The following is a 19236-nucleotide window of genomic DNA, read 5'->3' on the forward strand; positions in this document are numbered from 1 at the left end:
CAGGCCGGGCCTGCGGGCGGCATCAGTCCTCAATACCACGCTGGGCGGGAATGCCGGCCTGGAAGGCGTGCTTGACCAGTTCCATGCGCGTGACGGTATCGGCCACGGCAATGATTTCCTCGGGGCAGCGGCGGCCCGTGAGCATGACGTGCACATGGCGCGGGCGGTCGGCCAGGGCCTGCAGCACAGGCTCCAGCGGCAGCCAGCCATAGATCAGCGGATAGGTGATTTCGTCGAGCACGACCAGGAAGTGATCACCCGAGAGGATGGCGGTGCGCGCACGCTCCCAGCCTTCGCGCGCGATCTGGGCCGACCGCTCATGGTCCTGGCTCTTCCAGCTGAAGCCGTCGCCCAGGCCCTCGATGGGCATGCCCAGCTGCTCGAACATGCGGTGCTCGCCAAAGCGCGCGGTGGGCACCTTCATGAACTGGAAGATCTTGACGGACTTGCCCCGGCCATGCGCGCGCAGGGCCAGGCCGAAGGCCGCCGTGCTCTTGCCCTTGCCGTCGCCGGTGTTCACCAGCACCAGGCCACGGCGTTCGCCTTCGGGCTTTTCATAGGGCTTTTCCGTCGGGGCCTGTTCGATCTGCATGGGTCTGTCGTCCTCAAAAGTTGCACGCGCTGCGGCGGGCATGCGCCGCAGCGGAGCGCCACTTTAACCGAGGCGGGCGCCCAGCCGGCGCTGCAGGGCACGCACGGCGCTGTCCACCGTGGTGAGCACGGGCAGGCCCGTAGCGGCCTCGCAGGCGGCGCGGGCACGCGCCATGCTGAACTGGGCCAGTGCAATGCGCGTGCAGCCACGCGCAGCCAGGGCCCTGGCCTGCTCGACCACCAGGCGGTCATGCGTGGCGGTGTCGCCCCGGTTGAGCGCGTCCATGGCGCCATCGGCCAGGGCGGGCACGAGTTCGATGCCGGCCGGAAACTCCGGCGGCATGGACTGCAGCGTGGGCGCGAAGCTGGAGATCAAACCCAAGGCCCCCTGCTGGCCCTGCACGGCCTCTTCGATCATGGCCTCGTTGGGCTTGAGCACGGGCAGCGGCGCATGGCGCGCGGCCACGGCCTCGATGCACGGGCCAAAGGCCGAGCAGGTGAACAAGATCCCCTGCGCGCCCGTGTCCACGGCGTACTGCGCCAGGCGCTGGAAACGCTCGTGCATGGCGGCGTCCAGCCCGCGCCCGTTGCGCGCCAGGTCGGCCGAGAGGCTGTCGTCCAGAAGGTTCATGCGAACCGCCTCGGGCCAGTCGCGCGCAAAGGCTTCGTTGATGGGAGCGACGGAGTGGCTGAGGGCGTGGATGAGGGCGATGCGGGTCATGGATGCGTGCAATAAGTTCAGATGCCCTTGGACGAGGGATGGGCGAAGGCCTCGCGCGTCTCGGCGTTGAGCGGGTAGTTGATGTTGATGTTCCTGGGCGGGATGGGCGACATGAACCAGCGGTTGTAGAGCTTTTCCATCTCGCCGGACTGCATCATGCCCGTCACCACGCGGTCCACGATGACCTTGAAGCCGGCATCGTCCTTGCGCAGCATCAGCGCCTGGTTCTCGGTGCGCAGGCTTTCGCCGGTGATCAGGTAGTCCTGCGGGTTCTTGGCATTGGCGATCTGGCCGGCGAGCAGGATGTCGTCCAGCACAAAGGCCTGGGCACGGCCGCTCTCCACCAGCATGAAAGAGTCCGAATGGTCCTTGCCCGAAAGGTTGGTGACGTCGAGGTTGCGGCCCCGGTCCGCCTCGCGCAGCAGGCGAAAGGACGTGGTGCCCGCCGTCGTCGCCACGGTCTTGCCCTGCAGGTCGGCGACGGAGCGCAGCCCCGAGTCCGCGCGCACCAGCATGCGCACGTTGTAGCGGAAGATATCCGGCGAGAAGGCCACCTGCTTTTGCCGCTCAACCAGGTTGGTGGTGGAGCCGCACTCCAGGTCCACCGTGCCGTTGGCCACCAGCGGGATGCGGTTGGCCGAGGTCACGGCCTGATAGCGCACCTGCAGTGCGGGCAGCTTGAGCTGGGCCTTGACCTCGTCCACGATGCGCCGGCAGATGTCCATGCTGTAGCCCACGGGCTTGAGATCGCCATCCAGGTAGGAAAAGCCGAACGAGGACTCGCGGTAGCCCAGCGTGATGGCCCCCGCCTGCTGGATCTTGGCGAGCGTGCCGCTGTCCTGGGCATGGCTGGCGGCCAGCGGCAGCAGCGCGGCGATCAGGGCGCTGGTCACGGCCAGGGCCGTGCGCTTCAGGGTCGGGCGGGATGGGGTCATGGGGACACTCCTGTGACGGGGTTGGGGAAAGGGTGGGAAAGCGTGGAAGTACGCGCGAGCGCAGGAACGGATCAGAGAACCTGGGCGAGTGCGGCCTCGATGGACTCGGCCAGGCGCGTGGCAATGGTCTGCAGCTGTTCCCGCGTGGCGATGAAGGGCGGCGCCAGCAGCACGTGGTCGCCCGCACGGCCATCGGCCGTGCCGCCGCCGGGGTAGCACAGCAGGCCGCGCTGCAGGGCTTCGGTCTTGATCCGAGCGTTGAGCTTCAGGCCCGCATCGAAGGGCGCCTTGCTGGCGCGGTCGGCCACCAGCTCCATGCCCCAGAAGAAGCCGCGCCCGCGAATGTCGCCAACGTGCTCGCCCACGCGGCGGTGGCTGCCTATGGCTTGCACCAGCATCTGCCCGAAGGCTTCGCCATTGGTACGCACCTTGTCCAGCAGACCGTCGCGCCGTATCACGCGCTGCACGGCCAGTGCCGCCGCGCAGGCCACCGGGTGGCCCAGGTAGGTATGGCCGTGCTGGAAGAAGCCGCTGCCGCGCGACATGGCATCGACGATGCGCCCCTGCGCCAGCACCGCGCCCACGGGCTGGTAGCCACCGCCCAGGCCCTTGGCCACGGTGATCAGGTCGGGCACCACGCCTTCCTGCTCGCAGGCATGCAGGGTGCCCGTGCGGCCCATGCCGCACATGACCTCGTCCAGGATGAGCAGCACGCCGTGGCGGTCGCACACCTCGCGCACGGCCTTGAAGTAGCCGGGCACGGGCGTGAGCACGCCGGCCGTGGCGCCGCCCACGGTCTCGGCCACGAAGGCGATCACGCTGCGCGGGCCGTGGACGCCGATAGCCGCATCCAGTTCGTCGGCCAGGCGCTGGCCGTATTGCTCTGGGGTTTCATCGTCGCGCTGGTCGCGGTAGGCATTGCAGGGCGAGACATGGGTGGCCGGCACCAGGATGGGCGCGAACGGCGCGCGCCGCCAGGCATTGCCGCCCACGGCCAGCGCACCCAGCGTGTTGCCGTGGTAGCTCTGGCGGCGTGCGATGAAGTGCGTGCGCTCGGGCTGGCCGATCTCCACGAAGTACTGGCGCGCCATCTTGAGCGCGGCCTCCACGGCCTCGGAGCCGCCGCTGACCAGGTAGGCGTGGCTGGTGCCTTCGGGCGCGCCGCGCACCAGTTCCTGCCCCAGTTCCTCGGCCACCGCAGTGGTGAAGAAGCTGGTGTGGGCATAGGCCAGCCGGTCGATCTGGTCATGCATGGCGGCGATCACGTCGGGATGCCCGTGGCCCAGCGAGGACACGGCCGCGCCGCCCGAGGCATCGATATAGCTGCGCCCCTGCGCGTCGCGTATCTCCAGGCCGCTGGCGGCGACAGCGACGGGGGGCGTGTGGTGCAGATGGCGATGGAACACATGGCTCATGGCAGTTCTTTCAAGGAACAAATGTTTCATCACATTATTTGACGGAACATTTGTTCCGTCAACAGAGATTTCAACAACAGCCGTTCCAAGCCAGCCCGCGCCTGGGCTACAGTCGGCGCAGCCAACACCGCCCTTTTCCCCCCTTTTCTCCTGAAAACCCATGTCCGTTCAAGACGACATCCGCCAGCGATTTGCCGAGTTGAGCCCGGCCCTGCAACAGGTGGCCCGCTTCGTGCTGGAGCATCCCAACGATGTGGTCACGGCCTCCATGCGCAGCGTGGGCACGCGCGCCGGCAGCCCGCCCGCCACGCTGGTGCGGTTTGCGCAGTGGCTGGGTTTTGACGGCTGGCCGCAGCTCAAGCAGGCCTTCGCGCAGGACATGGGGCTGGGCAGCGACGAGGCCTACGGCCAGCGCGCCAAGGCCCTGGTGGGCCGCGCTGGCGACCATGACCTGGTGGGCGAGACCTTCGAAGTGCACCGCCGCAATCTGGAGGCCACCGAGCGGCGCCTGGGCGATGCGCTGCAGCAGGCCTGCGCACTGCTGGAAAAGGCCCGCAGCGTGCATGTGGCGGGCTTTCGCGCCAGCTACCCCGTGGCCTTTTCCTTTGTCTATGTGTACCGGCTGCTGCGCGCCAGCGTGCACCTGCTGGACGGCCAGGGCGGCACGCTGGAGATGCAATGCCGCGCCATGGAGCGCGGCGACGCATTGCTGGTAGTCGCCTTTGCGCCCTACTCGCGCGAGGCGCTGGCCGTGGCCCAGGCCGCCAGGGACGCGGGCTGCCGCATCGTGGCACTGACCGACAGCCCCGCCTCGCCCCTGGCGCTGCTGGCCGACGCCACGCTGCTGTTTTCGCTGCACAGCCCGTCGTTCTTCCCCTCCATCACCTCGGCCGTGGCGCTGTCCGAGGCCCTGGTGGAACTGCTGGCCAGCCGCGCCGGCAAGGGCGTGGTGCAGCGCATCGACCAGGCCGAGGAGCAATTGTTTGCCAGCGGCGCGTATCTGGAGGCGCCTCGGTCGAGGAAAGCCGGTCGCGACTAGCCCAAGGCCGAAGCCGCCATTTGCGCCACAGCCATCGCAGCGCCAGGATCGTCACCGTCTTCCATGCTCCAGACCGCAGACAGTCCTGACCAGGCCAGCACCCATTGCAACAGGCGCCTTTGCTCTATGCCCGAGACTTCGGCAATGGTGGCCATGCGGCGCGCAAAGCGCCCCGGCGCCAGTGCGTTGGCGCGGTCGGGATTGCTCAGGATGTTGGCGTAGTCAAAGCCGCGCTCGCCGTGCAGGCCCTTGGGATCGATGGCCAGCCAGCCCAGGGGGCCGAAGTCCAGCACATTGCCGTGGTGAAGGTCACCATGCAGCACGATCACGTCGCGCGGTGCGGCCAGCAGCTCGCGCGCCGTGGTGGCGCACAGGCCGAGCAGGCTGGCGGTTCCATGGCCTTGTGCAAGCAATGCATGGAACCACTGCGTCAGCGGCACCAGGGGTGGCAACGCCTTGGCGCGCGGCAGGTGCAGGCGCTTGGCAGCGGTGCACAGGATGCGCGTGGCCTCCTCATCGCGCTCGCCACGGGCCATCTCCACCAGCGATTCGGGTCCTGTGGCGCGCAGCATCAGCAGGGCCGGCCCTTCATGGGCCAGCACGGGCGCGGCACCATCGCCATTCCACCAGGCCATCAGGCGGGCACCGGCCACCTCTTCGGGCTCCAGCGCAATCTTGAGCATGGCGGGCGTGCCGCCCTGGCGCACGGGCAGCAACACACCGCGCGGCGTGTACAGGGGCTGGCCATCGATGGTCAGAGCCCAGCGGCTCAGATACGGCGCATGGAGAGACATTTTTTCCAACAGGCGATCAGGGAGCCGCAGCTTGCCCCCGCAGCCGTGGCAGGGCCAGCCACTGCCCGTCGACGGCGCGGATGCGCAGCCGGTGCTCGAACACGGCCTCCAGCGCCGCATGCGTGACCGCGTCGGCGCAGGCACCCTGGTGCACCACTTGCCCCTTGTCGAGAATGACCAGTTCCTGAGCCTGCAAGGCCATCGATATCTCATGCAGCACGCTGACCACGGTGCGGCCCTGGGTGACCAGGGCCTGCACGCATTCGAGCCAGTCGGCCTGGTGCGGCGGGTCGAGGTTGGCCAGGGGTTCGTCCATCAGCAGCACGCGGGCCTGCACGGCCAGGGCGCGCGCCAGCAGCACGCGCTGGCGCTCCCCGCCCGAGAGACTGCCCACGCTGCGCATGCGCCAGTCCCAGCCCTGGGTCTGGCGCAGGGCCTGCTCCACGGCGGCATGGTCTGCCTGGCTGGGCGCAGCCAACCAGCCCTGGTGCGGCAGGCGGCCCAGCATGACCACGTCATGGACCCGCATGTCGCCGGCCACGGGCTGGTTCTGCCCCAGCCAGGCGAGCGAGCAGGCCCGTTCGCGCGCACTCCATTGCCGCAGCGGGCGGCCCAGGAGCTCCACCTCCCCTTGCACGCCAGCGCCGGACTCCATGCCTGCCAGGGCGCGCAGCAGCGTGGATTTGCCTGCGCCATTGGGGCCGACGATGGCGGTCCAGCGGCCGGCCGGCAGGGCCAGGTTAAAGCCGCCCAGGACCTGTCGATCGCCCAGGCGAACCTTCAGGGCGCGCGCTTGCAGGGCGGGGGCCGTCATGCGCCCTCCCCGCCGCGCAGGGCGTGGCGGCGGTGCATGAGCCACAGCAGGTAGCTGCCGCCCAGCAAGGCCGTGAGCGCGCCCACGGGCAGCTCCTGCGGGGCGATGAGCCAGCGCGCCAGCAGGTCGGCGGCCAGCAGCAGCACGGCGCCCATGCCCGCGCTGAGCACCAGCAGCCAGCGGTGCATGGAGCGCACCATGGAGCGCACCAGATGCGGCGCGGCCAGGCCGACGAAGGCAATCAGCCCGGTCTGCGCCACGGCCGTGCCGGTGGCCAGCGCCAGCAGCAAGATGAGCACCATGCGCAGCGGCGCCAGCGGCAGGCCCAGGCTGTGGGCCGTAGCCTCGCCCAGGGACAGGCCGTCGAGCACGCGGCCCAGGCACCAGGCGCCCAGGGCGGTGGCCAGCAGCACGGCCAGCATCAGCGCGCAGGCGCCCCAGCCGATGAAGGAGGTGCTGCCCAGCATGAAGGCCTGCATGGCCTGCATGATGTCCGGGTTCATCAGCAGCACCAGCGATGCGGCCGCGCCCAGCACCACCCCCACCACCACGCCGGCCAGCAGCAGGCGCATGGTGTTGTGCACGCCCTGGGCCAGCACCAGGGTCAGCAGCACGGCCAGGGCCGCGCCCGCAAAGGCCGCACCCGTGACACCCAGGCGCGCCAGGCCCGCCAGTGCGAAGGGCGAGGCGCCCAGCGCCGCCATGCTCAGCGCCACGCCCAGCGAGGCGCCCGAGGCACTGCCCAGCAGATAGGGATCGGCCAGCGGGTTGCGGAACACGCCCTGGGCGATGGCCCCGGCCAGCCCCAGCAGGCCGCCCGCCAGCCACGCGCCCGCCGTGCGGGGCAGCCGGATGTCGGTGACGATCTGCCAGGACAGCGGATCGCTGCGCGCCGCCCACACGCTCTCCCAGCCCGTGCTGCCCACGCCCGCACCCAGCAGCATGAGCAGGGCACTCACGACCAGCAGGGCCAGTGCCATCCAGGGCGCAGCCAGGCCGCTGTGGTGCCTGCGGGCCGGCCTCACCGTGCGGCCCCGTTCAGGCAGCGCGCCATCAGCGCAGCGCCCTCGGCCATGCGCGGGCCGGCGCGCACCAGCACGTCCAGTTCGGCCGGCACAAAGCGGCAGACGCGCCCGGCCTGCATGGCACGCATGCGGCCCCAGCCCGGATAGGGCTCGCCTGATGTGCCCAGGCTGCGGTCGCCGCCCAGGATGAAGTCCGGATCGGCGCGCACCACGAATTCAGGGTTGATGCGCGGAAACGGCCCCAGCTGCGCACCCACGATGTTGCGCATGCCCAGGCGCGCCAGGGTCTCGCCGATGAACGAAGACTCGCCTGCGGCAAAGGGGCCGCGGTTGACCTCGAAATACACGGTCTGCCCGCGCAGCGCGGGGGCCATGCTGCGCTCCACGTCTTGCATGCGCGCCTCGATGGCGGACCAGACACGGTCGGCGCCCTGCGCGGGCGGCAGGTCCAGCAACTGGCCCACGGTGCGCAGTACGGCCTGCGCATCGGCATGGGTGCGCGGCTCCAGCGCCACCACCTTGAGGCCCAATGCCTGCAGCCGCGCCACCGAGCGCGAGGCCATGGACACCAGCACCAGATCGGGCTTGAGCGCGACGATGGCCTCGATGTTGGGATCGATTCCGCCGCCCACCACAGGCAGGGTCTTCACATGGGCCGGCCAGTTCGAATAGCGGTCCACGCCGACCAGACGCTGGCAGCCGCCCAGCTCGCACACGGTCTCGGTCAGCGAGGGCAGCAGGCTGACGATGCGCTGCGGCGGCTGTGGCAGCTCCACCGGAACGCCCCGCCCGTCCGTGACCCGGATGGCAGCCTGCGCCGCAGACAGCGCCAGTGCCAGGCCCCACAGGGCGAGACGCCATGGCCTCACGGCTGCGGGCCCTTGAGCGCCAGCGGCAGGCCGGCGCACATCAGCGTGACGGTTTCACAGCTTTGCGCCGCACGCTGGTTGAGCACACCCAGCGCATCCACAAAGGCCCTCACCTGCGATCCCAGCGGGATCACGCCCAGGCCGATCTCGTTGCCGACCAGGATCACCGGGCCGGGCGCAGCTTGCAAGGCGGCCAGAAAGGCCGTGCATTGGCCCTCCCATCCGCGCGCCAGTTCCTCGGAAGGCTGGGCCGGCATCATCCAGTTGGTCAGCCACAGCGTCAGGCAGTCCACCACCAGCAGGCGCTGCGGCGTGCTGTGCCGCGCAAGCATGGCGGCCAGGTCCAGCGGCTCCTCAAGCGTGGCCATGCCCGGCACGCGCTCGGCGCGGTCGCGCCGGTGGCGGGCGATGCGCTCGCGCATTTCGTCGTCCCATGGCTGGCCGGTGGCGATCAGCGCGGCCTCGCGGTCCAGGGCGCCATCGAGCCAGGCGCGGGCCAGCAATTCGGCACGGCGCGACTTGCCGCTTTTCTGGCCGCCCAGAATGAGTTGGCTGCGCGCAAGCGAATAGGTGGAGATCTGGTCGGTCATGACGCCTGGCCTGCGGGAATGTCAGCGCCCAGCAGCGCCGCCACGGCGCGCGGCTGCGAGGCAAACCAGGCATGGAAATAGCTGGCGTGCACACTGCCCTGGCGGTACAGCGCCTCGCCCCGGTCGGGATGGGCATCCTGGCCCGGACGGCTGCTGCGCCCGGCCTCGGCCATGGACGTGTCCAGCCGGCTGTAGTGAAAGGTATGGCCGCGCAACAGGCCCCAGGGCGTGGGCAGTTGCTGCATGCCCAGGCCGGCCAGGCGCGGCTGCATGCGCGCATGGCCGGGCAACAGGCCCCAGAGGTCCGCGGTCCGGCCCGCAGTGTCGGTCAGTCGTTCGCACAGCACGAGCATACCGCCGCACTCGGCCCAGACCGGCCGGCCGGCTGCCACGTGGGCGGCAATGTCACCACGCAGCGCGGCATGGGCGGCCAGCGCGTCCAGGTGCAGTTCCGGATAGCCGCCGGGCAGCCACAGCGCATCGCACTGCGGCAGGCGCTCTGCGGCCAGGGGCGAGAAGAAGGCAATCCGCGCACCCATGGAACGCAGGCAGTCGAGGTTGGCCTGGTAGATGAAGCTGAAGGCCGCATCACGCGCCACCGCCACGGTGCGGCCCGCCAGCCAGGGCTGCACGGCTTCGGCAGGTTCCGGGCACGGTTCAAAGTCCACGGACCAGTCCTGCCAGCTGGCGCCCTGCCCCGGCCCGACCTGCCAGGGCAACTGGCCCAGCGGCGTGGTCAGCAGCGCATCGGCGGCCACGTCCAGGCGCTGCAGGGCATCGTCCAGCTCATGCGCGGCAACCAGGCCCAGGTGCCGCTCGGGCAGCAGCGAGGTGGTGCCTGCACCCTGCACCCGCGCCAGCGCGCCCAGCCACAACGAAGGCTCGCGCAGGCCGGCACGCAGCAGGTCGGCATGGTGGGCGCTGCCCACGCGGTTGGCCAGCAGGCCGGCCCAGCGCAGGCTGGGCCGGTAGTGCTGCAGGCCATGGGCCAGTGCGCCAAAGGTGCCGGCCATGCCCGAGGCGTCGATCACGGCCAGCACCGGCAGGCCCAGCCGCTCGGCCACATCGGCCGCGCAGGGCGTGCCGTCGAACAGGCCCATGACGCCTTCCACCAGGATGAGGTCGGCCTCGCAGGCGGCAGCGTGCAGGCGCTCACGCATGTCGGCCTCGCCCGTCATCCACAGATCGACGCTGTGCACGGGCGCACCGCTGGCCAGCTCGTGCCAGTGCGGGTCCAGGAAGTCAGGGCCGCACTTGAACACGCGCACGCGGCGCCCCTGGCGCGCATGCAGCCGCGCCAGCGCAGCCGTCAGCGTGGTCTTGCCCTGGCCCGAGGCCGTGGAAGTGATCAGCAGCGCCGGGCAGCGTGCCCCGCCCCGGCCAAGGTCAATATTCATGTGTATTTGTTTGCTCCGTGCGACGCTGCCTTGAACCGGCCGCTCCGCCAACGCGGCGCATTGTAGTGCGCACCCCCGCCGTATCCGCACCCGACCCGCACCGCGCCCGCAACCAATGCTTACGCATTACACCCCGCCGAAGCAGACGCGTCCTACACATGGCGCTACGATTTTGTGAGACAGTCTGCCGCCTGCGCTCGAATACCTGAGCACGGCGCTGACGTCAAGCCTTCTAAGCCCCCCTGCTATCAGGTTTCCTCGGATACTTCCACGGAATGCGCTCACTTCGTTCGCACGTCCTACAATCTCAGCGTCTATGACCTCCCAGACTTCCCTCGACCACATTGCAGAGCGCGTGGAGCGCCTGCTGGTTCGCCACGAGGAACTGCAACGCACGAATGCGCTACTCGCCGAACAGGTGGCGGCCCTGACCCAGGAGCGTGATTTGCTGCGCTCGCGGCTCAACGCCGCACGGGCCCGCGTCGATGCCCTGATCGAGCGCCTGCCCTCCAACCAGGGGGCTTGACCCCCTTCGCAACCGCCGACGTCCCGAACGCCCATGAAGCAGATCGAAGTGCAAATCCTGCAGCAAAGCTATGTGCTGACCTGCCCCGATGGCCAGGAAGAGCGTCTGCTCGAGGCCGTGCGCCGTGTGGACACGGCCATGACCCGCATCCGCGACAGCGGCAAGGTCCGCTCGCGCGAGCGCGTGGCCGTGCTGTCCGCGCTGAACATGGCCTTCGACGTGCTGGACCGCGAAGCGCAGGAAAGCGCCATGGCCACGGCCCAGGCCGAAATGCAGTCCCTGCATGACGAGGTCACTTCGCAGCATGCCGCCCAATCCATGCCGCCCGAGCCCAGCCCCGAGGAACTGGCCGAGCGCCAGCGCCAGCAGGCCCTTGCCGAGCAACTGGTGCTGCGCCTGGACCAGGCCCTGGAAAGCGATGCTCGGCTGCTCTGAGCCGCTGCACTCCCCGTCCATCCAACGGCCTCTTCGGAGGCCGTTTTCATGGCATCGGCCATGTCAATGGAAAGCCCATGCCGTTCAAAGAACTTGATTGCGGGCCTGCTCAATCGCCGTAGAATGGAGGCGTCTGCAAACCCGCCGGGCTTTATAGTTCCTTGGACCAATGCTCTATGAGCCCGGGCTTGGTACATTGCCATTCGAGCGTGATCGTCTCGCGTTAGATGAACCCAACGTCTGGCTGCCCTTGCCCCCCTGAACCCCGGTTCAGGATGACGGCCCGGTGGTCTTTGCAGACACCTGATTCCAACCCGGCGCACCTCCACGGTGCGCCGGGTTTTTTGTTGCCCTCCCCTCCCCGCCCATCCACTACCGACCTTCTGCCGCATGCCTGACCTGCTGTTTCTCGAACTGGCCCTGCTGGGCCTGTGCTCCGGCTTCCTGGCCGGCTTGCTGGGGGTGGGCGGCGGCATGGTGCTCGTGCCGTTTCTGACCTACTTCCTCGACAAGCGCGGGGTCGGCCCTGACCTGTCCGTGAAGATGGCGATCGCCACGGCCATGGCCACCATCGTGTTCACCTCGATCTCCAGCCTGCGCGCCCACCATGGGCGCGGCGCCGTGCGCTGGGACATCGTGCGCAGTCTGGCGCCGGGCATCATCACGGGCTGCCTGCTCGCCAGCCTGGGCGTTTTCGCGCTGCTGCGCGGCAAGTACCTGGCGCTGTTCTTTGGCGTATTCATCGGCTACATGGCGCTGCGCATGCTGCGCAGCAACAGCCAGCCCACGGCCACGCACGCCCTGCCCGGCCCGCTGGGGCTGTACGGCGCGGGTACGGGCCTGGGCTTCATCTCGGGGCTGGTGGGGGCAGGCGGGGCCTTCATCAGCGTGCCCTTCATGATGCGCTGCTCGGTGCCCATGCACATGGCCGTGGGCACCAGCGCGGCACTGGGGTTTCCGATTGCCGTGGTGAATGCGGCGGGCCTGATATTCACCGGCGCGGGCGATGCGGGGCGCCCCGAATACTCGCTGGGCTACCTGTGGCTGCCGGCCCTTCTGGCCCTGGCCTGCTGCAGCGTGCTGACGGCACCGCTGGGGGCACGGGCCGCGCACCGGCTGCCCGTGGGCCAGCTCAAGCGCATCTTTGCCACGCTGCTGTTCGGCCTGGCGGCCTACATGCTCTGGAAGGGCTTGAGCGCAGGCGGCTGAGCGCTCGCGGCCTGGGCCATTCTCTGCCGGTAGGCGATGGCACCAATGCCGGCGCGCTGGGCCTGCAGGCATTCGCCGAACTGCTCGCGCGGCAGGCCAGGCGCGCACAGAAAGCCCTGGAAGTAGTGGCCCTGCATGCGGTGGATGGCCGTCAGCTGCTCGTGCGTTTCCACGCCCTCGGCCACGATCTCCACGCCCAGCGCCAGACCCAGGCTGATGATGGCGCCCACAATGGCCTGGTCGCCCTCGTCGCTGGGCAGGCCGCGCACGAAGCTCTGGTCGATCTTGATCTTGGAGATGGGCAGCTTCTTCAGGTAGGCCAGGTTGGAGTAGCCGGTGCCGAAGTCGTCAATCACCATGCCCACACCCAGATCGGCGATCTGGCACACGCGCAGCGCCATGTCCTGGGCGTCCTGCAGCAAGATGCTTTCCGTCAGCTCCAGCTCCAGCAGCTGGGGTGTGAGGCCGTAGCTGCGCAGCAGCTCGGTCACCCGCTCGACAAAGCCTGACTGGCGGAACTCCAGCGCCGACACGTTGACCGAGACCTTGATGGGCATGCCCTGCTGCTGCCAGCGTGCAGCCTCCTGCACGGCCTGCTCCATGACCCAGGCGCCCAGCGTGACGATGTAGCCCGACTCCTCGGCCAGCGGGATGAAGACACCCGGCGAGACCACGCCGAATTCGGGATCGGTCCAGCGCAGCAGCGCCTCGGCCGCGACGATGCGGTCGCTGTCTATGTGCACCTGCGGCTGGAAGTAGACCGCCATGCGGCCATGCTCCAGCGCCTGGCGCATGGCGTGCTCCAGCTTCATGCGCGACAGCAGGCCGGCGCTCATCTGCGGCTGGTAGAAGCTGAAATGGCCCCGGCCCCGCTCCTTGACGCGGTACATGGCGGTGTCGGCCTGGCGGATCAGTTCATCCAGCGTGAGGCCATCGGCCGGGTACTGGGCCACGCCGATGCTGCACTGCACGGAGAAACCCAGGCCGTCGAGCAGGAAGGGGCGCTCCATCTCCTGCAGGATGCGCTTGGCCACCGAAGCGGCCAGCTCGGCGTTGCAGCCCTGCAGATAGAGCACGAACTCGTCGCCACCCAGGCGGCACAGGATGTCTACGGGCCGCATGCAGTCGCTCAGGCGCTGCGCGACCAGCTTGAGCACGCGGTCGCCGAACTGGTGGCCCAGCGAGTCGTTGATGATCTTGAAGCGGTCCAGGTCGATGAACAGGATGCTGAACACCGTGCCGCCTGCGCGCGCGGCTTCGATGGCTGCATCCACGCGCTCCGTGAGGTTCAGGCGGTTGGGCAGGCCGGTGAGCGCGTCGCTGTAGGCCAGCTGTTCAATGCGCTGCTGGGCCACGCGCTGCTGCGTGAGGTCGCGCATGAAGCCGATGCTCTGCACCACGTCGCCCTGCGCGTTGCGCAGCGGCACCCAGGACAGGCGCACGGCGCAGCGCGCGCCGCCGGCCTGGCGCAGCCACAGGTCGCCCTCCCAGAAGCCGCCCTGGTGCCACTGGATGCGGGCCAGGTCGCCCAGGGTGTCGGCCTGGCCTTCGGCGGCCTCGAACAGCGACTCCACCGTGCGCCCCTGCACGGGCATGCCGCCCAGCAGGCGTTCGCAGGCCGGGTTGGTGCGGGCCACATCCATGTAGCCGTCGGCAATGAAGATGCCGTCCAGGCTGGATTCGAAGACGCGCGCGGCCAGCTCCAGACCCGCCTGGGTCTGGGCCTCGGCCGTGATGTCGCGGAAGGAAAAGATCCGCCCCATGGGCAGGCCCCGGCGCAGCTGGGGCACGGCGCGGCGCTCCAGGATGCGGCCGTCGCGCAGGTCCAGCACGTCGGCCGCCTCCATCAGGGGCTGGGCCGACAGCAGCTTCAGCTGGCGCGCATAGGATTCGGCATCGCGCACCTGGCTGGCCAGGTGGTCGAGGATGGCCACGTCGTTGCGGCGCACCAGCAGCGCCTCGGGAATGCCCCAGAGCGTGGCAAAGCGGTGGTTGAAGGCGCGGATGCGGCCATCGGGATCGCAGACCAGGATGGCGTCGGCCGCGGACTCCAGCGTGGCGCGCAGCTCGCCCAGCAGGCTCTCGAACTCGGCCTCGTGCAAGGCCTGCTCGCGCCGGTCCAGCATGCTGACCAGCAGCACCTCGCCGTCGAGCGCGCGCACGCGCATCTCCACGGGCGCCAGCTGGCCATCGGCGCGGCGCACCTCGGCAATGAACTGGGCTCCGGCCTGCCAGTTGAAGGGATCGCTCCAGAAAGCCTGCTGCTGCGGCGTGGCGGCCAGCACCTGCACGGGCAGGCCCGGGGCCGCATCGGCCTCATAGCCGGTGACGGATTCGCTGGCGGCGTTGGCGCGCAGCACCTTCAGGGTGCGCGCATCGATCAGCCACAGGGCCTCCTGCAGTGCATCGAGCAGGCGGGGCCAGGCGCGGTTCAGCGCTTGCTTGTTCAAGACGCCACCTTCGGTGGATCCAACTCCACCGCCCGTTCAAAGTAATAGCAGACACGCCGGCGCGGCGACAGGTAGTCCAGCGCATCGCGCGGCAGCTGCGCGGGCGCCACTCCCCGGCGTATGCCCAGCTCGGGAAACAGCTCCAGCGCCAGCACGGGCGCCTGCGCGGCCGGCACGCCGGCATCGTGCACCATCACCGAGGGCTTGAGCGGGCGTGATGCATTCACGGACATGACCATGGCATGGCGCCCGTCGGTCAGCTCCACCACCGAGCCCGGAGGGAACACACCCATCATGCGGATGAAGCCATTGAGCACGGGCGCGGCGAACTTGTCGCGCAGCCGACTGAACAGCATGGACAGGGCCTCGTGCGGCGTATGCGGCGTCTGTGCATCGCCGGGATTGCACAGGCGATCGTAGGTGTTGACCAGGGCCAGGATCTGGCCCGTGAGTTCCATGTCTTCGGCCACCAGGCTCAGCGGGAACCCCGTGCCGTCGGCCCATTCATGGTGCTGGGCGATGGCCGTGGTGACCTGGGCCGACAGGCCCATGCGCATGGCAATGGCCACGGATTCGCCCACATGGCGCTCGTAGCGCTCGCGCAGGGCGTCGGGCACGGAAGGCTCCAGGGCCAGGCCGTGCATGCCTTCGACACCGGCCACGGGCTTGCCCGCGTCATGCAGCAGCGCCGCCAGACCCAGGTCGCGCAGCAGCGATTCCTGCAGGCCCAGGGCCCGGCCCAGCAGCAGGCTGAGCACGGTCACGTTGACGGCATGCACGCTCTGGCTGCTGCCCACGCCATCGGACAACAGGTGAATGGCCACGTCCTGTGGTCCCGCCAGTTCGGCCAGGCAGCCATCGACCAGGGCCTCGGTGGGCATGCGCGCCTGCTCGGGCGCGCTGGCAATGGTGGTCTCTATGGCCACATAGCCGCGCTCCACTTTCTGAAAGCGCGCATTGCAGTCCTCCAGCCGGCCGCGCCAGTCGGGCACGGACAGCAGCAGCGGTGCTGGCGCAGGTTCGGTGGGTGCAGGCTCGGGTGCCACCACGACGGGCGGCAGCTCCTGCGGCGGCGGGGTGCGCACCTCGGCGGGCCAGGTGTCGCTTTTGTGCGGGACACAGCGCACCACCTCCAGGCCCAGGGATTTCAGGGTCTGGATCTGTGCGCTGGAGGTGATCTTGAAGCTGCTGACCGGAAAGGGATGGTTCAGCCACCCAACATCGAGCTGGACAAACATGCCCGGACGGAGGTCTCGGATATCGATGAGGACGGAATGGTTCACGCGCGGCAACGGCCCCGAGGCTGAAGGAATCGGCAATATGTAAGCCGATGATTCGGGCATTATCTCCAGTTCTGAGGGCCTCGCAGCCAATCCGCGACCCCAGGTGCCAAGTCTGGCCTCAGCTGTTGCTCAACGGCACCAGAGGCTGGGCTTGTAGATCAGGTCCATCCACAGCGCCCAGACGGCCACGCCCACCAGCATCAGGCCGGCCAGGCGCGTGCCCCATTCGGCGCGCAGACCGTTCAGGCGCTGCCGGCCCAGCCGCCACAGCCAGGGACCGGCCACCAGCCACAGGCCGCTGCCCACGCCAAAGGCCGCCATGGCCAGCGCGCCCTGCAACGGGCCGCCGCTGAGCGCGGCGACCAGCACGGCCGAATACAGCAGTCCGCAAGGCATGAGCGCCCAGGCATAGCCTGCCGCCAGCGTGCCGCCCGGCGCCGACACCCAGGGCTGCACGCGCCGCCAGGCGGCGCGGCCGGCTGACTCCAGCCAGGCGGGCTGGCGGGCCTGCACCATCATGGCCAGGCCCCAGGCCATCACGGCGACATGGGTCAGCGTCCAGAACGGCTGCAGCGCCGTGGTCTGGCTGGTGAGCCAGGACAGGCTCTCCATGGCCAGGGCCGAGGCAGCGCCCAGGCTGGCATAGCCGGCCAGACGGCCGCCGTGGAACAGCGCCGTGCGCAGCCACAGCCGGCTTTGCAATCCATGCACGGCCACCACCTGCGAGCCGCCGCCCTGCCCCGCCCCGCCCGTGACCACGCCGCAGGGCGCAGCGCACATGGCAAGGCAATGGGGCCCGCCGACGAGCCCCATGATCAAAGCGGTCCAGAGCAGCGACAAGAGCATGGGGCCTAGATGATCCTCGAAAACCGCGCCCGGTTCTTGTCTGCCTGCAGATATCGGTCAAACAGCATGGCCACGCCACGCACGAAGTACCAGCCCATGGGCGTGACCTGGAAGCCCTCGTCGCTGATCTGCACCAGGCCCTTGGCCTGCAGGTCCTCCAGCGCCGCCATCTCGGGCGCGAAGTACTCGCGAAAGCCCAGCAGCCAGGCCTGCTCCATGGGCTCGAACAGCACGGCACCCTGGCACATGATGGCCATGATGACGGCGCGGCGCACCAGGTCGTCACGCGACAGCGCCAGGCCCCGCACCACGGGCAGGTGGCTGGCGTCGATGGCGTCGTAGTACTCCTCCAGCGTCTTGGCGTTCTGGCTGTAGCTGGCACCCACCTTGCCGATGGCCGACACGCCCAGCGCAATCAGGTCGCAGTCGGGCTGGGTGCTGTAGCCCTGGAAGTTGCGGTGCAGCCGGCCCTGGCGCTTGGCCACGGCCAGCGAGTCCTCGGGCAGGGCGAAGTGGTCCATGCCCACATAGACATAGCCACCGTCCATGAACGCGGCGATGGAACGCGACAGCATGGCCAGCTTGTCGGCCCCCTGGGGCAGATCCTCGGCCGCAATGCGCCGCTGCGGCTTGAAGCGCTCGGGCAAGTGGGCATAGGCATAGAGCGCGATGCGGTCGGGCCGCAGCGCGTTGACCTGGGCCAGCGTGCGCTCGAAGGATTCGGGCGTCTGCTTGGGCAGGCCGTAGATCAGGTCCACGTTGATGGAGGCAAAGCCCAGCTGCCGCGCGGCCGCCACCAGCTCGAACACCTGCTCTGCCGGCTGCACGCGGTGCACGGCGATCTGCACCTGCTCGTCGAAGTCCTGCACGCCGAAGCTCAGGCGGTTGAAGCCCAGCTCCTTGAGCACGGCCAGGCGCTCGACGCTGACGGTGCGCGGATCGACCTCGATGGAGTATTCGCCACCCGGCTCCAACTTGAAATGCTCGCGCAACAGGCCCATCAGCGTGCGCAGCTCGTCGTCGGAGAAGAAGGTGGGCGTGCCGCCGCCCAGGTGCAGTTGGCTGACGGTCTGGCCCTTGCCGCAATGGGCCGTGTGCAAGGCCATCTCGCGCGCCAGGTAGTCCAGGTAGACGGCGGCGCGATCGTGGTGGCGCGTCACGATCTTGTTGCAGGCGCAGTAGTAGCAAAGCGACTCGCAAAAGGGCACGTGCACATACAGTGACAAAGGCATGGCACGCGCTGCGGTACTCGATTTGCGTTGTTGCAGCGCCAGGATATAGTCCTCTGCACCAAAGGCCTCGACAAAGCGGTCGGCGGTAGGGAACGAGGTGTATCGGGGCCCCGGTACGTCAAAGCGACGCAGCAGCTCTGGGGTGACAGCGGTCATGGGTTTTTTCCTCTAATACCTCGACTGTGCCGCAGCACATCGGTCATGTCCTTGACTCATATCAAGAGTTGTTTGAGGGACTGCTGCGACAATTTGATCCAACTCATCGCAATCCACGAGGTCACCGCCGGCACGCTGTGTGCCGCTGATGTTTATCACTCCATGAACCTTCAGACCATCAAAGCCTCCTGCTCCAACTGCAACCTGCGCGAACTGTGCATGCCCATGGGCCTGGATGCCGAGCAGATGCAGCGCATCGACGACATCGTGGCCACGCGCCGCAAGGTCAAGCGCGGAGGCTTGCTGTTTCGCAACGGCGAGACATTCACCTCGCTGTACGCCATCCGCACCGGCTTCTTCAAGACCTGCGTGGCCACCGAGGACGGACGCGACCAGGTCACGGGCTTTCAGATGGCCGGCGAGATCATCGGCCTGGACGGCATCGTCAACGACCACCACACCTGCGATGCCGTCGCGCTGGAAGACGCCGAAGTCTGCGTCATGCCCTTCGACAAGCTGGAAGACCTGTCGCGCGAGGTCACGGCCCTGCAAAACCATGTGCACAAGGTCATGAGCCGCGAGATCGTGCGCGAGCACGGCGTGATGCTGCTGCTGGGCAGCATGCGCGCCGAAGAGCGCCTGGCCGCCTTCGTGCTCAACCTGGTGCAGCGCCTGCATGCACGGGGCTTTTCCAAGTCCGAACTGGTGCTGCGCATGACGCGCGAGGAAATCGGCAGCTACCTGGGCCTGAAGCTGGAGACGGTGAGCCGCACCTTCTCCAAGTTCGCGGACGACAACATCATCGAGGTGCGCCAGCGCCATCTGCGCATCCTGGACACGGAGGCGCTCAAGCGCATCGTCAACAGCCAGCAGTGCCAGTGAGGCTGCAAGGGCGGCAAGCATTCATCC

General features: G+C 68.8%; 19 protein-coding genes. 5 read left to right on the forward strand and 14 right to left on the reverse strand.

The features are described 5' to 3' along the window. Positions 1-22: 22 nt before the first annotated feature. The 4 genes from cobO to DA1_RS16130 form a co-directional block, all read right to left on the reverse strand. Positions 23-592, reverse strand: coding sequence for a cob(I)yrinic acid a,c-diamide adenosyltransferase (cobO, locus tag DA1_RS16115; protein ID WP_013803210.1), 570 nt, complete (start codon positions 590-592; stop codon positions 23-25). Positions 593-655: 63 nt separating this feature from the next. Next, complete coding sequence (locus DA1_RS16120; protein ID WP_034391838.1) at positions 656-1312, reverse strand: aspartate/glutamate racemase family protein; 657 nt, start codon at positions 1310-1312, stop codon at positions 656-658. Between the two features lie 17 nt (positions 1313-1329). Then, the gene (locus DA1_RS16125; RefSeq protein WP_034391836.1) at positions 1330-2247 is read right to left on the reverse strand and encodes an amino acid ABC transporter substrate-binding protein; all 918 of its coding nucleotides are present in this window, start codon (positions 2245-2247) and stop codon (positions 1330-1332) included. Between the two features lie 71 nt (positions 2248-2318). Further along, positions 2319-3662, reverse strand: coding sequence for an aspartate aminotransferase family protein (locus DA1_RS16130; protein ID WP_034391834.1), 1344 nt, complete (start codon positions 3660-3662; stop codon positions 2319-2321). Positions 3663-3822: 160 nt separating this feature from the next. On the opposite strand from DA1_RS16130, the gene DA1_RS16135 reads away from it, so the two are divergent. Beyond that, on the forward strand, positions 3823-4701 hold the full coding sequence (locus DA1_RS16135; protein WP_034391831.1) for a MurR/RpiR family transcriptional regulator: 879 nt from the start codon (positions 3823-3825) through the stop codon (positions 4699-4701). On the opposite strand, the gene DA1_RS16140 is transcribed toward DA1_RS16135, so the two are convergent. Genes DA1_RS16140 through DA1_RS16165 form a run of 6 tightly spaced genes read right to left on the reverse strand, consistent with a single transcriptional unit; the run spans position 4698 to position 10190 of the window. Beyond that, on the reverse strand, positions 4698-5495 hold the full coding sequence (locus tag DA1_RS16140) for an aminoglycoside phosphotransferase family protein (protein WP_034391828.1): 798 nt from the start codon (positions 5493-5495) through the stop codon (positions 4698-4700). The genes DA1_RS16135 and DA1_RS16140 overlap by 4 nt on opposite strands. A gap of 16 nt (positions 5496-5511) precedes the next feature. Beyond that, positions 5512-6309: an ABC transporter ATP-binding protein gene (locus DA1_RS16145; RefSeq protein ID WP_034391825.1), complete on the reverse strand. Its 798-nt coding sequence runs from the start codon at positions 6307-6309 to the stop codon at positions 5512-5514. Continuing rightward, entirely contained in the window at positions 6306-7289 is a 984-nt protein-coding gene (locus DA1_RS16150; RefSeq protein ID WP_034391823.1) for a FecCD family ABC transporter permease, read from the reverse strand. Before DA1_RS16150 ends, DA1_RS16145 begins: the two co-directional genes overlap by 4 nt. A gap of 41 nt (positions 7290-7330) precedes the next feature. Further along, positions 7331-8203, reverse strand: a complete 873-nt coding sequence (locus DA1_RS16155) for an ABC transporter substrate-binding protein (protein ID WP_034391821.1) — start codon at positions 8201-8203, stop codon at positions 7331-7333. Then, entirely contained in the window at positions 8200-8793 is a 594-nt protein-coding gene (locus DA1_RS16160) for a bifunctional adenosylcobinamide kinase/adenosylcobinamide-phosphate guanylyltransferase (protein ID WP_013803219.1), read from the reverse strand. The genes DA1_RS16155 and DA1_RS16160 overlap by 4 nt, the downstream gene beginning before the upstream one ends. Next, the gene (locus DA1_RS16165) at positions 8790-10190 is read right to left on the reverse strand and encodes a cobyrinic acid a,c-diamide synthase CobB (RefSeq protein ID WP_034391820.1); all 1401 of its coding nucleotides are present in this window, start codon (positions 10188-10190) and stop codon (positions 8790-8792) included. Before DA1_RS16165 ends, DA1_RS16160 begins: the two co-directional genes overlap by 4 nt. 316 nt (positions 10191-10506) lie before the next feature. Here DA1_RS16165 and DA1_RS16170 point away from each other — a divergent pair, with 316 nt between their 5' ends. From DA1_RS16170 to DA1_RS16180, 3 genes are all read left to right on the forward strand, one after another. Then, positions 10507-10716, forward strand: a complete 210-nt coding sequence (locus DA1_RS16170; RefSeq protein ID WP_034391817.1) for a hypothetical protein — start codon at positions 10507-10509, stop codon at positions 10714-10716. Between the two features lie 33 nt (positions 10717-10749). Beyond that, positions 10750-11151 carry a cell division protein ZapA gene (locus DA1_RS16175; protein WP_034391815.1) on the forward strand — a complete coding sequence of 134 codons (402 nt, stop codon included), beginning with the start codon at positions 10750-10752 and terminating at the stop codon, positions 11149-11151. Positions 11152-11541: 390 nt separating this feature from the next. Further along, positions 11542-12360, forward strand: a complete 819-nt coding sequence (locus tag DA1_RS16180) for a sulfite exporter TauE/SafE family protein (RefSeq protein ID WP_034391813.1) — start codon at positions 11542-11544, stop codon at positions 12358-12360. On the opposite strand, the gene DA1_RS16185 is transcribed toward DA1_RS16180, so the two are convergent. The 4 genes from DA1_RS16185 to hemN form a co-directional block, all read right to left on the reverse strand. Beyond that, positions 12324-14810, reverse strand: a complete 2487-nt coding sequence (locus DA1_RS16185; protein WP_034391812.1) for a bifunctional diguanylate cyclase/phosphodiesterase — start codon at positions 14808-14810, stop codon at positions 12324-12326. The two genes, DA1_RS16180 and DA1_RS16185, sit on opposite strands and share 37 nt — an antisense overlap. Further along, positions 14807-16153: a cyclic di-GMP phosphodiesterase gene (locus DA1_RS16190; protein WP_080736827.1), complete on the reverse strand. Its 1347-nt coding sequence runs from the start codon at positions 16151-16153 to the stop codon at positions 14807-14809. The genes DA1_RS16185 and DA1_RS16190 overlap by 4 nt, the downstream gene beginning before the upstream one ends. Before the next feature lie 69 nt (positions 16154-16222). Further along, positions 16223-16939: a sulfite exporter TauE/SafE family protein gene (locus tag DA1_RS16195; protein WP_012204632.1), complete on the reverse strand. Its 717-nt coding sequence runs from the start codon at positions 16937-16939 to the stop codon at positions 16223-16225. A 5-nt stretch (positions 16940-16944) separates the two neighbouring features. After that, positions 16945-18327 (reverse strand): oxygen-independent coproporphyrinogen III oxidase, encoded by a 1383-nt coding sequence (gene hemN / locus DA1_RS16200; RefSeq protein WP_034391810.1) that lies wholly within the window; start codon positions 18325-18327, stop codon positions 16945-16947. Between the two features lie 162 nt (positions 18328-18489). Between hemN and fnr the strand changes: the two genes are divergently transcribed. After that, positions 18490-19209: a fumarate/nitrate reduction transcriptional regulator Fnr gene (fnr, locus tag DA1_RS16205; protein ID WP_034391808.1), complete on the forward strand. Its 720-nt coding sequence runs from the start codon at positions 18490-18492 to the stop codon at positions 19207-19209. Positions 19210-19236 lie beyond the last annotated feature (27 nt).

Source organism: Delftia acidovorans NBRC 14950, from assembly GCF_001598795.1.
Taxonomy (GTDB): Bacteria; Pseudomonadota; Gammaproteobacteria; order Burkholderiales; family Burkholderiaceae_C; genus Comamonas; species Comamonas acidovorans.

What these genes read in the sequence shown, in the direction of transcription:
- cobO (WP_013803210.1), bottom strand. Translation starts at nt 592, where the DNA reads ATGCAGATCGAACAGGCCCCGACGGAAAAGCCCTATGAAAAGCCCGAA.
- DA1_RS16120 (WP_034391838.1), bottom strand. Translation starts at nt 1,312, where the DNA reads ATGACCCGCATCGCCCTCATCCACGCCCTCAGCCACTCCGTCGCTCCC.
- DA1_RS16125 (WP_034391836.1), bottom strand. Translation starts at nt 2,247, where the DNA reads ATGACCCCATCCCGCCCGACCCTGAAGCGCACGGCCCTGGCCGTGACC.
- DA1_RS16130 (WP_034391834.1), bottom strand. Translation starts at nt 3,662, where the DNA reads ATGAGCCATGTGTTCCATCGCCATCTGCACCACACGCCCCCCGTCGCT.
- DA1_RS16135 (WP_034391831.1), top strand. Translation starts at nt 3,823, where the DNA reads ATGTCCGTTCAAGACGACATCCGCCAGCGATTTGCCGAGTTGAGCCCG.
- DA1_RS16140 (WP_034391828.1), bottom strand. Translation starts at nt 5,495, where the DNA reads ATGTCTCTCCATGCGCCGTATCTGAGCCGCTGGGCTCTGACCATCGAT.
- DA1_RS16145 (WP_034391825.1), bottom strand. Translation starts at nt 6,309, where the DNA reads ATGACGGCCCCCGCCCTGCAAGCGCGCGCCCTGAAGGTTCGCCTGGGC.
- DA1_RS16150 (WP_034391823.1), bottom strand. Translation starts at nt 7,289, where the DNA reads ATGGCACTGGCCCTGCTGGTCGTGAGTGCCCTGCTCATGCTGCTGGGT.
- DA1_RS16160 (WP_013803219.1), bottom strand. Translation starts at nt 8,793, where the DNA reads ATGACCGACCAGATCTCCACCTATTCGCTTGCGCGCAGCCAACTCATT.
- DA1_RS16165 (WP_034391820.1), bottom strand. Translation starts at nt 10,190, where the DNA reads ATGAATATTGACCTTGGCCGGGGCGGGGCACGCTGCCCGGCGCTGCTG.
- DA1_RS16170 (WP_034391817.1), top strand. Translation starts at nt 10,507, where the DNA reads ATGACCTCCCAGACTTCCCTCGACCACATTGCAGAGCGCGTGGAGCGC.
- DA1_RS16175 (WP_034391815.1), top strand. Translation starts at nt 10,750, where the DNA reads ATGAAGCAGATCGAAGTGCAAATCCTGCAGCAAAGCTATGTGCTGACC.
- DA1_RS16180 (WP_034391813.1), top strand. Translation starts at nt 11,542, where the DNA reads ATGCCTGACCTGCTGTTTCTCGAACTGGCCCTGCTGGGCCTGTGCTCC.
- DA1_RS16190 (WP_080736827.1), bottom strand. Translation starts at nt 16,153, where the DNA reads ATGCCCGAATCATCGGCTTACATATTGCCGATTCCTTCAGCCTCGGGG.
- DA1_RS16195 (WP_012204632.1), bottom strand. Translation starts at nt 16,939, where the DNA reads ATGCTCTTGTCGCTGCTCTGGACCGCTTTGATCATGGGGCTCGTCGGC.
- hemN (WP_034391810.1), bottom strand. Translation starts at nt 18,327, where the DNA reads ATGACCGCTGTCACCCCAGAGCTGCTGCGTCGCTTTGACGTACCGGGG.
- fnr (WP_034391808.1), top strand. Translation starts at nt 18,490, where the DNA reads ATGAACCTTCAGACCATCAAAGCCTCCTGCTCCAACTGCAACCTGCGC.